Annotated in this window: 15 protein-coding genes; 4 read left to right on the top strand and 11 right to left on the bottom strand. The window is 54.0% G+C overall.

The window, feature by feature from the left end; genetic code table 11:
• Window positions 1–78: 78 nt before the first annotated feature.
• Window positions 79–1,224 (top strand): porin, encoded by a 1,146-nt coding sequence (locus WB237_RS11715; RefSeq protein ID WP_236921276.1) that lies wholly within the window; start codon window positions 79–81, stop codon window positions 1,222–1,224.
• A gap of 125 nt (window positions 1,225–1,349) precedes the next feature.
• On the opposite strand, the gene mnmH is transcribed toward WB237_RS11715, so the two are convergent.
• The 6 genes from mnmH to ppiB form a co-directional block, all read right to left on the bottom strand.
• Entirely contained in the window at window positions 1,350–2,420 is a 1,071-nt protein-coding gene (gene mnmH / locus WB237_RS11710) for a tRNA 2-selenouridine(34) synthase MnmH (protein ID WP_336213151.1), read from the bottom strand.
• An 84-nt stretch (window positions 2,421–2,504) separates the two neighbouring features.
• Window positions 2,505–3,572 (bottom strand): 5-(carboxyamino)imidazole ribonucleotide synthase, encoded by a 1,068-nt coding sequence (gene purK / locus WB237_RS11705; RefSeq protein ID WP_336213148.1) that lies wholly within the window; start codon window positions 3,570–3,572, stop codon window positions 2,505–2,507.
• Window positions 3,569–4,078, bottom strand: coding sequence for a 5-(carboxyamino)imidazole ribonucleotide mutase (purE, locus tag WB237_RS11700; RefSeq protein WP_028017586.1), 510 nt, complete (start codon window positions 4,076–4,078; stop codon window positions 3,569–3,571). Before purE ends, purK begins: the two co-directional genes overlap by 4 nt.
• Before the next feature lie 171 nt (window positions 4,079–4,249).
• Window positions 4,250–4,459, bottom strand: coding sequence for a YdgH/BhsA/McbA-like domain containing protein (locus tag WB237_RS11695; protein ID WP_336213146.1), 210 nt, complete (start codon window positions 4,457–4,459; stop codon window positions 4,250–4,252).
• Window positions 4,460–4,595: 136 nt separating this feature from the next.
• Window positions 4,596–5,318, bottom strand: coding sequence for a UDP-2,3-diacylglucosamine diphosphatase (lpxH, locus tag WB237_RS11690; RefSeq protein ID WP_336213144.1), 723 nt, complete (start codon window positions 5,316–5,318; stop codon window positions 4,596–4,598).
• A gap of 3 nt (window positions 5,319–5,321) precedes the next feature.
• The gene (ppiB, locus tag WB237_RS11685; protein ID WP_028017583.1) at window positions 5,322–5,816 is read right to left on the bottom strand and encodes a peptidylprolyl isomerase B; all 495 of its coding nucleotides are present in this window, start codon (window positions 5,814–5,816) and stop codon (window positions 5,322–5,324) included.
• A gap of 175 nt (window positions 5,817–5,991) precedes the next feature.
• Between ppiB and cysS the strand changes: the two genes are divergently transcribed.
• Entirely contained in the window at window positions 5,992–7,377 is a 1,386-nt protein-coding gene (cysS, locus tag WB237_RS11680; RefSeq protein WP_336213142.1) for a cysteine--tRNA ligase, read from the top strand.
• An 89-nt stretch (window positions 7,378–7,466) separates the two neighbouring features.
• On the opposite strand, the gene WB237_RS11675 is transcribed toward cysS, so the two are convergent.
• The 5 genes from WB237_RS11675 to folD all read right to left on the bottom strand — a co-directional run bounded on the left by WB237_RS11675 (window position 7,467) and on the right by folD (window position 11,980).
• Window positions 7,467–7,994, bottom strand: coding sequence for a metal-dependent hydrolase (locus WB237_RS11675; protein ID WP_129323861.1), 528 nt, complete (start codon window positions 7,992–7,994; stop codon window positions 7,467–7,469).
• Window positions 7,995–8,067: 73 nt separating this feature from the next.
• The gene (malI, locus tag WB237_RS11670) at window positions 8,068–9,084 is read right to left on the bottom strand and encodes a Mal regulon transcriptional regulator MalI (protein WP_049007453.1); all 1,017 of its coding nucleotides are present in this window, start codon (window positions 9,082–9,084) and stop codon (window positions 8,068–8,070) included.
• Between the two features lie 83 nt (window positions 9,085–9,167).
• Entirely contained in the window at window positions 9,168–10,667 is a 1,500-nt protein-coding gene (locus tag WB237_RS11665; protein WP_336213138.1) for a PTS transporter subunit EIIC, read from the bottom strand.
• Window positions 10,668–10,899: 232 nt separating this feature from the next.
• Window positions 10,900–11,112, bottom strand: a complete 213-nt coding sequence (gene ybcJ, locus WB237_RS11660; RefSeq protein ID WP_023310640.1) for a ribosome-associated protein YbcJ — start codon at window positions 11,110–11,112, stop codon at window positions 10,900–10,902.
• A gap of 1 nt (window position 11,113) precedes the next feature.
• Window positions 11,114–11,980 carry a bifunctional methylenetetrahydrofolate dehydrogenase/methenyltetrahydrofolate cyclohydrolase FolD gene (folD, locus tag WB237_RS11655; RefSeq protein ID WP_008499332.1) on the bottom strand — a complete coding sequence of 289 codons (867 nt, stop codon included), beginning with the start codon at window positions 11,978–11,980 and terminating at the stop codon, window positions 11,114–11,116.
• Between the two features lie 310 nt (window positions 11,981–12,290).
• On the opposite strand from folD, the gene fimA reads away from it, so the two are divergent.
• Together fimA and fimI are read left to right on the top strand one after the other, a co-directional pair.
• A complete protein-coding gene (fimA, locus tag WB237_RS11650) occupies window positions 12,291–12,842 on the top strand; it encodes a type 1 fimbrial major subunit FimA (RefSeq protein WP_028018406.1) in 552 nt (183 codons plus the stop codon).
• Window positions 12,843–12,905: 63 nt separating this feature from the next.
• Window positions 12,906–13,451 carry a type 1 fimbrial protein subunit FimI gene (gene fimI / locus WB237_RS11645; RefSeq protein ID WP_272910531.1) on the top strand — a complete coding sequence of 182 codons (546 nt, stop codon included), beginning with the start codon at window positions 12,906–12,908 and terminating at the stop codon, window positions 13,449–13,451.
• Window positions 13,452–13,462 lie beyond the last annotated feature (11 nt).

The raw sequence follows: 13,462 nt of genomic DNA, 5'->3' as shown, positions 1-13,462 counted from the left end.
ACCGTCCACACAGACTGATTATTTCCAGTTAATATTCACCCGCTAAATATTTAGCAGCGTGTCTATCAAGGAAAAATAATGACTATAAAAAAATCAGCGCTGGCGGTTACGATCGGCGCGGCAGTGGCATTGACTACCTTCGCTTCTCAGGCAGAAATCACCGTTCTTAAACAGGATCCTCAGGCGGGCGATCCACTGAGCCGTCTGAACTTCACCGTGGGCGGCAGTATCCGTCCTCAGTTCAACATGATGACGGGTGACGGCGACAAAGGTTCCTACAAACGTAATGGCTTCGACGGTGGCACCCGTTTCCGTTTCGCAGCTGATTACTACCTGTTTGATGATATCAGTTGGGTAAGCTACTACGAGCTGGGCGTGAACATCCCTGCGCTGTTCGACTGGGACAACCACTACAAAGAAGGCGCGAACAACACTACTCGCCGTATGTTGTATACCGGTCTGAAGAGCGACACTTGGGGTACACTGACCTACGGTCAACAGAACAGCGTTTACTATGATGTGGTTGGCGTGAAAACCGATATCTGGGACTACGATATGATTGGTCAGGCACCAGGTAACGGTATCAACGGTGACTACGACGGTTCTTATCGTTCACGCAACATGCTGAAATATAAGAAAACCGTTGGCGATGCTGACATTTATGCATCCTACCTGTTTGAAGACAGCGAATATCTGCCGGGCAACGGCCTGCGTTACAAACGTAAAGGCGGCGGTTCACTGGGTCTGGATTATCACCTGACTAAAGATCTGACCTGGGGTACGGCGTGGAACTACACCCGTGCGGACATGCGTAACCCGGATAACGGCGACAGCAAAACCTACGACCAGAACATCCTCGGTACTGCGCTGAGCTGGAAACCTGACAACTGGACCTTCTCCTTTGGCGGCGGCTGGTACCAGAACTTCCTGACCACCAAAAAAGTGTCTGTTAACGACTACTTTGCGGGCGACGCGTGGGGTATTGAATACTTCGCAGGGTATAAATTCCCAATCAATCAGTATGCGGTTAAATCCATCCAGCCTTACTTCATGGGCGATCGCATCGAGTACGTGAACGGCCGTAACTACCAGCGCATCGACAACGGTGTGGGTATCAGCTTCCAGCTGGATTATGGTTTCCGTGTTGATTACGAACACGTATTCACCTCCAGCACCGACGATCTGGGCGATATGAACCTGGTCCGTCTGCGTTACGACTTCTAAGTCGTTTTGTAGGGTGCGGTCTGATGCCCTCACCCTGACCCTCTCCCACGGGGAGAGGGAACAAACATTAAAAACGGCAACTCTGGTTGCCGTTTTGCTTTTGCCTCGTCACCCGGCTTTATTTTTCAGCGATCAAGCCACTCAGCAATTTCTTCGAACGTTCCGCGATAGACAATCTTCTCCGCTTTCTTTCCAAGCTGATAGCTGTACATCGGGTCGTAATAATCATTCAGCAACGGGACAAGCCAGCTGAAATGTGCGTCAGTGCTGCCAGAACGTTGTTGTTCCAGCAGCGCGGAGTCTAACAGTGCGGTGAATTCCGCAAAGCGCTGTAACCCCAGACGGCGGCGAATGGCGAACAGCCCGTGGTGCAGGTACTCGCTGTACTCTTTCCAGCCTGCTTCTTCACCGTAAGCGGCAGAAAAATCTGCCCACATATGGTCGAAATACTCTTCTCGCAGGCGCTCAAGGCGGATTTCAAACGGGTCGTCGACGACGACAATAGGGGATTCAACCATCCGGTCACGCAGGCATTCCGGCAGGTGGTTAGAGCCAATCATCCGACCTTCATCTTCCAGCACCCAGCGTGCAGCGTCTTTTTTCAATAGCTCAACCGCAAGGTGATTTTCAAAGCTGGCCTGGGAAAGCTGCGGCGTGAGCGTGCGGCCAAACGATGAACCGCGATGGTGCGCCAGCCCTTCCAGATCAATGCCCTGGACATGTTGTTTAACCAGCAGGGTTTTACCGCTGCCGGTACAGCCACCGATAAGTACCATCGGTTTTTGTGACTGCTCGGTTGTCACCTGAATTGCTGTCTGACGCAGGGCTTTATAGCCGCCGCGGATCAGTGGGTAGTCGACACCCGCTTCTTTAAGCCAGGCCTGTGAGATGTGCGAACGCTGGCCACCGCGCGCGCAGCAGAGATAGCCCTCAGGATGGGCAAGGCTGGCTTCCCGCCAGGCGTTGATCCGTGACTCACGCGTGGTGCCGTTCACCAGACTATGGCCGAGAGCCAGTGCAGCTTCGGGGCCCTGGCGTTTATAGCAAGTGCCGACGGCGGCGCGTTCATCATCATTCATTAAAGGCAGGTTGATTGCCGCAGGCATCGCACCCTGTGTAAATTCGATCGGCGCGCGAACGTCGATTAAAGGGGTATCAGACGCGAGGATCGCGCGATAGTCCGTTCCATCGTTCATGGTTTTTCCAGAAGAAAACTAAGCTGCAATGGGCGGGAATTGTACGCCGGGGAAGGGGAAGGTCAACTCCCCGGCGCAGGTGTGTTACTTAAGCTTAGTTTGTGCCCAGACCATACCGCTCGCGTATTCCGGCGGCAGGAGAGGGATCAGTGCTTCCAGGGTGGCGCTCAGACGGCCGGTGTCGCTGTCGTTCAGGTTCAGGTGACCGACCTTACGACCCGAGCGAACCTCTTTGTCATACCAGTGCAGGTGTACCAGCGGCAGCTTAAGCCAGTCGTAGTTCAGATCGGTTCCAATCAGGTTGATCATCACTGACGGGCTATTCACCACCGGCTGCGGCAGAGGCAGGTCAGTGATGGCGCGCAGGTGCAGTTCGAACTGACTGATGGACGCGCCATTTTGCGTCCAGTGGCCGCTGTTGTGCACGCGCGGCGCAAGCTCGTTGATCAGCAGACCGGACGGTGTGACAAAGCACTCCATCGCCATTATGCCGACGTAGCCCAGTTCGTGCATGATGGCAGACAGCATGTCTTCCGCCTGTGCCTGTTGTTCCGCATTGGCCTGCGGAAACGCCACGCTGGTGCGCAGAATACCGTCCTGATGCAGGTTATGCGTCAGCGGATAAAACACAGTGCGGCCATCATGACCACGCGCACCAACCAGCGACACTTCGCCGCTAAAGTTAATGCCCTGCTCAACGATACACTCACCGTAGCAATCATCCGGTAGCTCAGCCGTTTCGTGCGCCCGCAAACGCCATTGTCCACGACCATCGTAACCGCCCACGCGGCGCTTCACGATGGCCAGTTCGCCCAGCATCGCGAAAACATCATTCCACTCGCTTTTATCCGACAGGAGCTGCCACGGTGCGGTCGGCAGACCGAGCTTGTCGAACAGCTGCTTTTGTGTCAGGCGGTCGGCAATAATCGGGAAAACATCGCGGTTAACAAAGGCGTTATGACGCGCCAGCTCGCGAGTCAGCGCCGTTTCCGGCCAGCGTTCGATCTCGGCGGTGATCACGCTCTGGTGGAACGGTACCGCTTCAGGTTCAGCATCCAGCCCGACGGGCCAGACGGAAATACCCAGCGGTTCACCCGCCTGGCGCAGCATACGGCCCAACTGACCGTTACCGAGGACGCAAACCTGCTTCATGCCGCACCCCGTGGGTCCGGATTGTCCAGCACCTCGTCGGTCTGTGCTTTACGCCAGTCAGCCAGACGCTGATGTAAGTCTTTATCATGTGTCGCCAGGATCTGCGCGGCCAGCAGGGCAGCATTTGCAGCACCCGCTTTACCAATCGCCAGCGTGCCGACCGGAATACCCCGCGGCATCTGCACGATAGAATAGAGACTATCGACACCGCTCAACGCAGCGCTTTGTACCGGTACGCCCAGAACGGGTACCAGCGTTTTAGCGGCAATCATGCCTGGCAGATGTGCTGCGCCGCCCGCACCGGCAATGATCACCTCATAACCGTTCTCTTCAGCGCCTTCGGCGAAGCTGAACAGTTTGTCCGGTGTACGGTGTGCGGAAACCACTTCAACGTGGTGCGGAACATTCAGGATTTCAAAGATTTCGGCGGCGAACTGCATGGTAGCCCAGTCGCTTTTGGACCCCATCACGATGGCGACACGCGCCGGATTATTGCGGGAAGACATGCGTCTTAAAACTCCTGTGGTGCGAAACACACTGCTTTCGAGGGCACAGAGAATAGCATGTAATACGGGGAAGGAAAACGGTTGCGCGGTTAAAACTTGAGCCGTTGTTACCGCCAGAACATAACAAAACAGACCGCAATCTGGCGGTCTGTTTTCGTCAATCAGGTGTGGTTATTTAGTCAGTTCTGCGGTCATGTACACGCGGTTATTGACCTGTGCGCTGGTGATTTTATAAGACGCACCTTGTTCAGCAGCCTGAGCGGCGATTTTCGCTTCTGCGCGGTCGAGGGTAGAAGCACTCGCGCTGACGCTCTGAGCGAAAGAACCAAAAGAGAGCATAGAAAGAGCGGCAACTGCAACGAAAGTTTTGATAGATTTCATGGTCGTATTCCTGAAGTAATTTATCTGGGATAGGGCACGTTGCCCTGATGTGATAAATAATAGGCTGACCATGGGCTGATTAAAATCGGAACAATTTGCCAATGTTATTCAAAAAAATAGAATGATTTTTGAGAGGTTAAAACGAAAAAGCGATCAGCTCTACACTCTCTGGTGTGACTTTGACCATGGACCCTTCACTGTGCCAGGCACCCAGTACGACACGGTTAGCCGGTTCGCTGTTGGCGATCAGGGAATGTACATCGGGGCGATGAGTATGACCGTGGATCAGCCACTGGACGCGATGCTTCTCCATCACGTTGACCACTGCCTGCGGGTTAACGTCCATGATGGTCATGGATTTGCTGCTGTTGGCGGCTTTACTGCCCGCGCGCATTCTGGCTGCGATACGGTTGCGGATAAACAGCGGCAGGGCCAGGAACACTTTTTGGATCCACGGGGTGTGGACTTTCGCGCGAAATGCCTGATAACCGGTATCGTCGGTGCAGAGCGTATCGCCATGCATGATCAGGATCTTTCGGCCATAGAGATCAAGCACCTGTTCTTCCGGCAGCAGTTGCATACCGCTTTCGCGGGCGTAGCGCTTGCCGAGCAGGAAATCACGGTTGCCATGGATGAAGTAGCAGGGAACGCCGGAATCCACCAGCGATTTAATGGCTGCAGCCATTTCCCGGTGCAGCGGGTTAGGGTCGTCGTCGCCAATCCAGGCTTCGAACAGGTCGCCCAGAATGTACAGCGCGTCGGCGCTTTTCGCTTCACCGCGTAAAAAACGCAGAAAACCGGCGGTGATCGCCGGTTCTTCTGTTTGCAGATGCAAATCCGCAATAAAGAGTGTCGCCACCAATTACTCGCTGACGGTCACGCTGGTAATCACTACGTCTTCTTTAGGAACGTCCTGGTGCATGCCGCTGCGGCCAGTAGAGACGGCTTTGATCTTATCAACCACGTCCATACCTTCAACCACTTCTGCGAATACGCAGTAGCCCCAACCCTGCAGGCTTTCGCCGGAGAAGTTCAGGAAGTCGTTGTCAGCCACGTTGATGAAGAACTGAGCAGTCGCAGAGTGAGGCGCCTGAGTACGGGCCATCGCCAGCGTACCACGGGTGTTTTTCAGACCGTTGTTCGCTTCGTTTTTGATCGCTTCTTTGGTCTCTTTCTGGTGCATGCCAGGTTCGAAACCGCCGCCCTGGATCATAAAACCGTTGATCACGCGGTGGAAAATGGTGTTGTTGTAGAAACCTTCGCGGCAGTAGTCCAGGAAGTTTTTAACTGTTTCAGGCGCTTTGTCATCAAAGGTTTTGATTACGATATCGCCATGATTAGTGTGGAAAGTAACCATTTTTGCATCCTGTTCCGTTATTGTGGTGCGTCAACCCGTGTTCGGGTCACATATAGGGGCTTGTTATAGCATAACCACAGGACGCGATCACCTTGCATTGTGTGCTGATCCTATTCCGAATTATGGGTATTATAGGGAACAAACAACCCACACACGTGTTTACATGGAATCTTCGATGTTAAAAATCTTTAATACAATGACGCGCCAAAAAGAGGAATTTAAACCTATCCATGCCGGGGAAGTCGGCATGTACGTGTGTGGTATTACGGTTTACGATCTCTGTCATATTGGCCATGGGCGTACCTTTGTCGCCTTCGACGTTGTTTCACGTTACCTGCGTTTTCTGGGGTACAACCTGAAGTACGTGCGCAACATCACCGATATTGACGACAAAATCATTAAACGCGCTAATGAAAATGGCGAGAGCTTTGTGGCGCTGGTGGACCGCATGATCGTTGAAATGCACAAAGACTTTGATGCATTAAATATTCAGCGCCCGGACAGTGAGCCACGTGCGACCCACCATATTCACGAAATTATTGAAATCACCGAAAAGCTGATCGCACGCGGTCATGCCTACGTTGCGGATAACGGCGACGTGATGTTCTCCGTGCCGACGGACCCAACCTACGGCGCGCTTTCCCGTCAGGATCTGGATCAGCTTCAGGCCGGTGCCCGCGTTGACGTCGTTGACGTGAAGCGCAACCCGATGGACTTCGTGCTGTGGAAGATGTCCAAAGAGGGTGAACCGAGCTGGTCATCTCCGTGGGGCGAAGGGCGTCCTGGCTGGCACATTGAATGTTCGGCGATGAACTGCAAACAGCTGGGCAACCATTTCGATATTCACGGCGGTGGCTCGGATCTGATGTTCCCGCACCATGAAAACGAAATTGCACAATCTACCTGTGCACATGGCGGCGAGTACGTTAATTACTGGATGCACTCCGGGATGGTGATGGTTGACCGCGAGAAGATGTCTAAATCGCTGGGTAACTTCTTCACCGTGCGCGACGTGCTGAAGTATTACGACGCGGAAACCGTGCGTTACTTCCTGATGTCCGGCCACTATCGCAGCCAGCTGAACTACAGCGAAGAGAACCTGAAGCAGGCGCGCTCGGCGCTGGAGCGTCTGTACACCGCGCTGCGCGGTACCGACAGGTCTGTTCCTGCTGCGGGCGGCGAAGCGTTCGAAGCGCGCTTCATTGAGGTGATGAACGACGACTTCAATACGCCAGAAGCGTACTCCGTGCTGTTCGACATGGCGCGTGAAGTGAACCGCCTGAAGTCAGAGGATATGGCGGCAGCGAATGCGCTGGCGTCCCATCTGCGTAAGCTCTCTTCCGTTCTCGGCCTGCTGGAGCAGGAGCCGGACGTATTCCTGCAAAGCGGTGCGCAGGCGGACGATGGTGAAGTGGCGGAAATTGAAGCCTTGATCAAAGCGCGTCTGGAAGCGCGTCAGTCGAAAGACTGGGCGGCGGCAGATGCGGCACGTAATCGTCTGACCGAGATGGGTATCATTCTGGAAGACGGTCCTCAGGGAACCACCTGGCGCCGTAAGTAATCTTCCCCTCACCCTAACCCTCTCCCGCAGGGAGAGGGAATTGTCAGGTTTGCTCCCTCTCCCCGTGGGAGAGGGCCGGGGTGAGGGCATCAGCGCGCACGTCGTCTCCACCACAACATCCCCATCAGCACTACTCCCGGCAGCCACACCCACAGCAGTTCGGAAATGATCACCTGATGCCCGTACGGCGTGGTATAGCGTGACAGCGCGAACGGTGCGACCTTAATCACCTGCCATGGCGCAAAGAAGCGTTCGTCTGACCACGGCCACAGCCAACCAACCCCTTTTCCACCCGTGGTAATGGAATCCAGCAGGCTGTGCGACAGTAATGACACGGTTAAAAACAGCCAGCACCGGGTCAGGCTGGCTCTGAACCATCGTCGACCTATCAGAACGCAGAGTATCGGCACCACAAAGGCAAACAGCAGGGAGTGAGTAAAGCCGCGATGGCCGAAAACATTGCCATAGGCGACGCCGAACTTAAACGCCAGCACGTCGGCGTCCGGCAACATCGCGAGGACAATTCCAGTAAACAGCAGTCGAGGCGGAATAACTCTGGTTCCCAGGCCTAAGCCCAGGCAAAGCGGAACAGCAGCATGCGTAATAACGGTAGGCATTGACATTATCCATGGCAAATCATGGAAATATAGCAGTAATCTCGCGCTAACAGACCTGTGCTAAATTCTGATTTTACGCCGATTCGCGTGCGATAAGCTGCCCGGAGAGGGTAATCCGCTGCGTTTGCAAGTCCGGCTCTTTCAGCTTGCGAATAATCAACCCGGCTGCCTGACGGCCCGTCTCTTCACTGGCGGAGGAGACGTAGGTCAATGACGGTGACGTGAGGTTTACGTGCAGCATATCTTCGAAACCGACCAGCGCGACCTGCTGCGTCAGAAACACGTCTTTACCCACCGTACGCCCGACCTGATGAATCGCTGATATGGAGCCGATCATGGCATCAGGCGAGTGGCAGAGCAGGGCGGTGATGGTGTTGTTTTTTTCCAGTAACTGACGAGTGGCAAAACCTGCTGCCAGCGTGTCATCGCTGCAGGCCGGAGAGTATTCATCGCGCCAGACCAGCCCGTTTTGCGTCATCGCGCTGCGAAAACCGAGCAGGCGCTGCTCGCGAATAAGGCAGCCCTCACGCCCGCCAATGTAGGCGATATTGCGATGGCCGCGCTCGATAAGATAACGCACCGCCAGATTTGCCGCCTGACGGTTATCGCGCATTACCAGGTTGCATTTTTCATCCAGCAGCGACTGAGAGACCGCAACCAACGGCAGTGGGCAATGACGAATGTGTTCCGGCAGGGTGGATGTCCGGGTGTCAGAAGCCAGGTAAATCACACCGGCGACGCCCTGCTGTTTAAACGACAGCAGGCAGCGCTCAAGATGGTCATAGTCATTCTGCGGCTGGCCGAGAAACACCATATACCCCTGTTTTTCCAGCTCCTGGACGATGCTCGCCATCACCTTGATGGAGAAGCTGTCGCTGAAGTCACGGAGGATAAGACCAATAAGATTGGAGGTGTTGGCGCGAAGGTTGGCGGCGGCGACGTTATGAACATAGCCCAGGGTATTGATGGCAGCGTTGACCTTCTCGATCGTTGCCTCTGAGATTTTCCCTTTCTGGCGCAACACCAGCGAGACGGTTGAGACCGAAACGCCCGCGTGCTTTGCGACATCAATAATGCTGACTTTCTTCAAAACCGCTCCCTGAAATTTGCCGATTATCAGCCAGATAAAACACGTCTCCCAGCGTACAGGAGACGTGTCGTTCAGGCATCTTATTATTTGCCGATCATGGTGGACATGGTCTGGGCGATAAACTGTGCTCTGGCACCGAAAATCACCTGAATACCGTTGTCGCCGACGAAGACCACGCCGCGCGCGCCAAGCCCATTCAGGCCGTCTTTATCAACTGCCTCGCTTTTTGCCACTTCCAGACGTAAACGGGTGATACAGGATCCGACGGAGTCGATATTATGCGCCCCGCCCAGCAGGGAGATGATCTCGGTCGCGAGTTCGGAATCTGACTTCTCATCCGCATTGGCTGTCACTTCAGTACGGCCCGGCGTTTTCACATCGAAACGACGGATCACAAAGCGGAACGTGAAGTAGTAAATCAGGCCCATCGGAATGCCGATGATAATGGCATTCAGGAAGTTGGTTTTGTAACCGTTAAATGACGGCAGGATCCCGAATGAGAGATAGTCGATAAAGCCCGCGGAGAACGACTTGGCGATATGCGCATGCAGCAGATACATGGTCATATAAGCCAGGCCCGCCATGATGGCGTTAAAGACGTACAGAATCGGTGCCACGAAGATAAAGGTAAACTCAACCGGCTCGGTGATCCCCGTCAGGAAGCAGGTCAACGCCGCAGAGAACAGAATACCGGCCGCGATTTTCTTATTCTTCGTATGGGCTTCGTGATACATCGCCAGGCACGCCGCAGGCAGCGCGAACAGCATCAGCGGGAATTCACCCTGCATGAACTTACCGGCGTTCTCGTAGGTGTCGCTGCTGAAGGATTTGACCCCTTCTTCCAGCATCTTGAACCAGATGGTTTGGTCGCCGTGGATCACCTGGCCTGCCTGGGTGGTGTAATCCCCAAACGAATACCAGAAAGACGGGTACCAGATATGGTGCAGTCCGAGCGGGATCAGCGCGCGCTCCACCAGACCGAAGATAAAGGTCGACGCCGCCTGATTATCGCCGTTAACGATCACGGAGAGCGCGTCGATACCGGCCTGGATATGTTGCCAGACGTAGGGCAGCAGCAACCCCATCAGGAAAGAGAGGAACGCTGTTGCAATCGCCACGAAGCGCTTACCGGAGAAGAAGCCCAGGAATTCCGGGAGTTGCATGGTGTGGAAGCGGTTATAGCACCAGGCCGCGAGAATACCGCAAATCAGGCCGCCGAAGACGCCCATCTGCAGTGTCGGGATGCCCACCACCATGGCGTATTTCCCGCCCTGTGACGCCATTTCCGGCGTGATGCTCAGTACGGTGCTGATGGTGATATTCGTGACAAACACCGATACCGCCGCAGACAGTGCGGCAATACCGGATTCAGACGCCAGACCGACGGCAGAGCCAATGGCGAACAGCATCGGCAGGTTATCAAAAATAACCCCGCCTGCGTTCATCATCAGCGGCAGGTGGAACTTATCGCCGAAGGCCAGCAACAGGCCCGCAGCGGGAAGCAGTGAAATTGGCAGCATCAAGGCGCGACCAATCATAGACAACTTAGACAGCGATTTAACAAACCCTGATATCAGACTCATGCTGATTTCCCCCGAGTAGCGCTTTTTTTGGCGCTGTTATTGTAAGTAGAACGTTTTAGTAGAACGTTCTACTTATCGTGGGCAAAGTGTGAAAAACGCGCAACTGAATTTTCACTATTCAACAGAGGAAATAGTGATTATTTGAAGTTGATCGATAAATAACCGTGATAGGTGTGAGGGGATTTTTAACCCTCTCCTGCTGGGAGAGGGTTAGGGGAGGGCATCAAACGGCTCAGGCCGTAACGGTCACGCTCTGTCCTTCGAAGCTTACGGTTTGGCCCGCGACAATCTTGCAGCGTTTGCGGGTTTCTACCACACCGTCGACTTTTACTCGCCCGTCGGCGATCACGATTTTCGCCTGCGCACCGCTTTCGCTCCAGCCTTCCAGCTTCAGCAGATCGCACAGCTCAACGTGTGGGTGTTTTCCTAATGAAAATGTCGCCATCTTACGCGTCCTCTACGTCATGGTACTCTTCGCACGCCTGCAAAGTATTCTGAATCAATGTGGCGACGGTCATCGGGCCTACGCCGCCCGGTACCGGGGTGATGTAAGAGGCACGTGCCGCAGCATCTTCATACACTACGTCACCGACGACTTTGCCGTTTTCCAGACGGTTAATTCCGACGTCCACGACAATCGCACCCTCTTTAATCCATTCACCTGGAATAAAGCCCGGTTTCCCGACGGCAACGATCAGCAGATCGGCGTTCTCTACGTGGTGACGCAGATTTTTGGTGAAACGGTGGGTGACGGTAGTGGTGCAGCCGGCCAGCAGCAGTTCCATGCTCATCGGGCGGCCCACAATGTTGGAGGCACCAATGACCACGGCGTTCAGACCGTAGGTGTCAATGTTATAACGCTCCAGCAGCGTCACGATACCGCGTGGCGTACATGGACGCAGACGCGGTGCACGCTGGCACAGGCGGCCAACGTTGTACGGATGGAAACCGTCAACGTCTTTATCCGGTGCGATACGCTCCAGCACCTTCACGTTGTCGATGCCTGCTGGCAGCGGCAACTGAACCAGAATTCCGTCGATCTCTTTATCGGCATTCAGAGTGTCAATAAGTTCCAGCAGTTCTGCTTCGCTGGTGGTTTCTGGCAAATCGTAAGAGCGGGAGACGAAGCCCACCTCTTCACACGCTTTGCGTTTGCTGCCGACATAAATTTGTGATGCCGGGTTGCTACCAACCAGCACAACGGCCAGCCCAGGGGCGCGTTTTCCGGCGGCTTTACGCGCCTTCACTTTTTCCGCAACCTCAGAGCGCACCTGCTGCGCAATCGTTTTACCGTCAATAATCTTTGCTGCCATCAGAGAGAAGATTCCGTCTGTAACGTTTGAAAGGGGGGATTGCCTGTATTTTGTCAGAAGCGAGCGCTGCTGTCAGTCACCCTTTGCGAGTTTTCATCAGTAGGACGTAAAAACCCTTCCAGGTGGATGGTCAATTTCTTAGGCGGGATTAGGATGTGACCTGGAGAAATGGCAGCGTTTTGACATATTTAAAAAATGATTCCTGAGCTACTTTGTCTCCTCCGAAATAAGTTTTCAATTCATCAATTGAACGTATTTCTTATTCCCGATTATTCGCGGGAAGGGTTATTTACATTTTAAAGGAATAGACATGAAACTCAGCAACATTGCTTCTTCTGTTATTGCAACTCTGGCCCTGGTCGCGGGTGCCGCTCATGCAGATCCGGTTTCCGTAAATGGCGGTACTGTGCATTTTAAAGGTGAACTGGTTAATGCTGCATGTTCAGTAAATACCGATTCTTCCGAGCAGACGGTTAATCTCGGTCAGTACCGTACCGCGAAATTCACTAAAGTGGGCGACACTACCTCTAATATCCCATTCAACATTGAACTGAACGATTGCGATCCACTGGTAGCAAAAACCGCTGCTGTTGCGTTCACCGGTCAGATTGATGCAACTGACAAAACCCTGCTGGCAGTGACTTCCGGTAACAATGACAACACCGCGAAAGGCGTGGGTATCGAGATCCTCGACAGCAAATCCAGCGTTCTGACCCCAGACGGTGCAACCTTCTCTGCTGCGCAGAACCTGATCGAAGGAACGAACACCCTGCAATTCACCGCGCGTTATAAATCAACGGCTGCGACCACCGAGCCAGGCCAGGCAAACGCTGACGCCACCTTCGTTATGAAATACGAATAATTCGTACAGGGATGTCCAGGCCTCAGGGACGAGGCCGTCATACGCTAATGCCAGGAACGAAGGATGACAAAAACGGGAGCACTACTGCTTTTAACCCTTGCGATGGCTAACCAGGCAACGGCACATACTGTGGTGATCGAAGGCGGGAAAGTTCACCTCAGAGGTGAGCTGGTGAACGGCGGCTGCGCCGTGGCGCCCGACAGCCAGAATATGCGCATCGACATGGGACAGTATCGAACCAATTCATTTGCCGGAGTGGGCAGTTTTTCCACGGTGAATGTGCCCTTCACTGTGCGGCTATTGGATTGCAGCGTTGATGTCTCGCGCACCGTGGGGATCCAGTTTCAGGGTGTCACGCCCGCAGAAGATCCGCAGGTTTTTCTGGCGACATCGCGGCCAGGTGAAACACCTGTTAGCAGCGGTGTGGGGCTGGCGCTCTTTGACGAACAACAACGTCAGATTATCCCAAATGCGACGGCCGTCAGCTGGTTGCCGGTAAATACCAGTGAACTCGCGTTTCATTTTAGCGCCCGCTATCGGGCTATTTCCGAACATCTCATGCCAGGCAATATTCAGTCGGATGTCTGGTTTACGTTGATTTATCCATAACACCTGCGAAC

Source organism: Enterobacter sp. P82, assembly GCF_037053385.1.
Classification (GTDB): domain Bacteria; phylum Pseudomonadota; class Gammaproteobacteria; order Enterobacterales; family Enterobacteriaceae; genus Enterobacter.
Note: the sequence above shows the minus strand (reverse complement) of the source record. Positions and strands in the feature narration are given on the sequence as shown.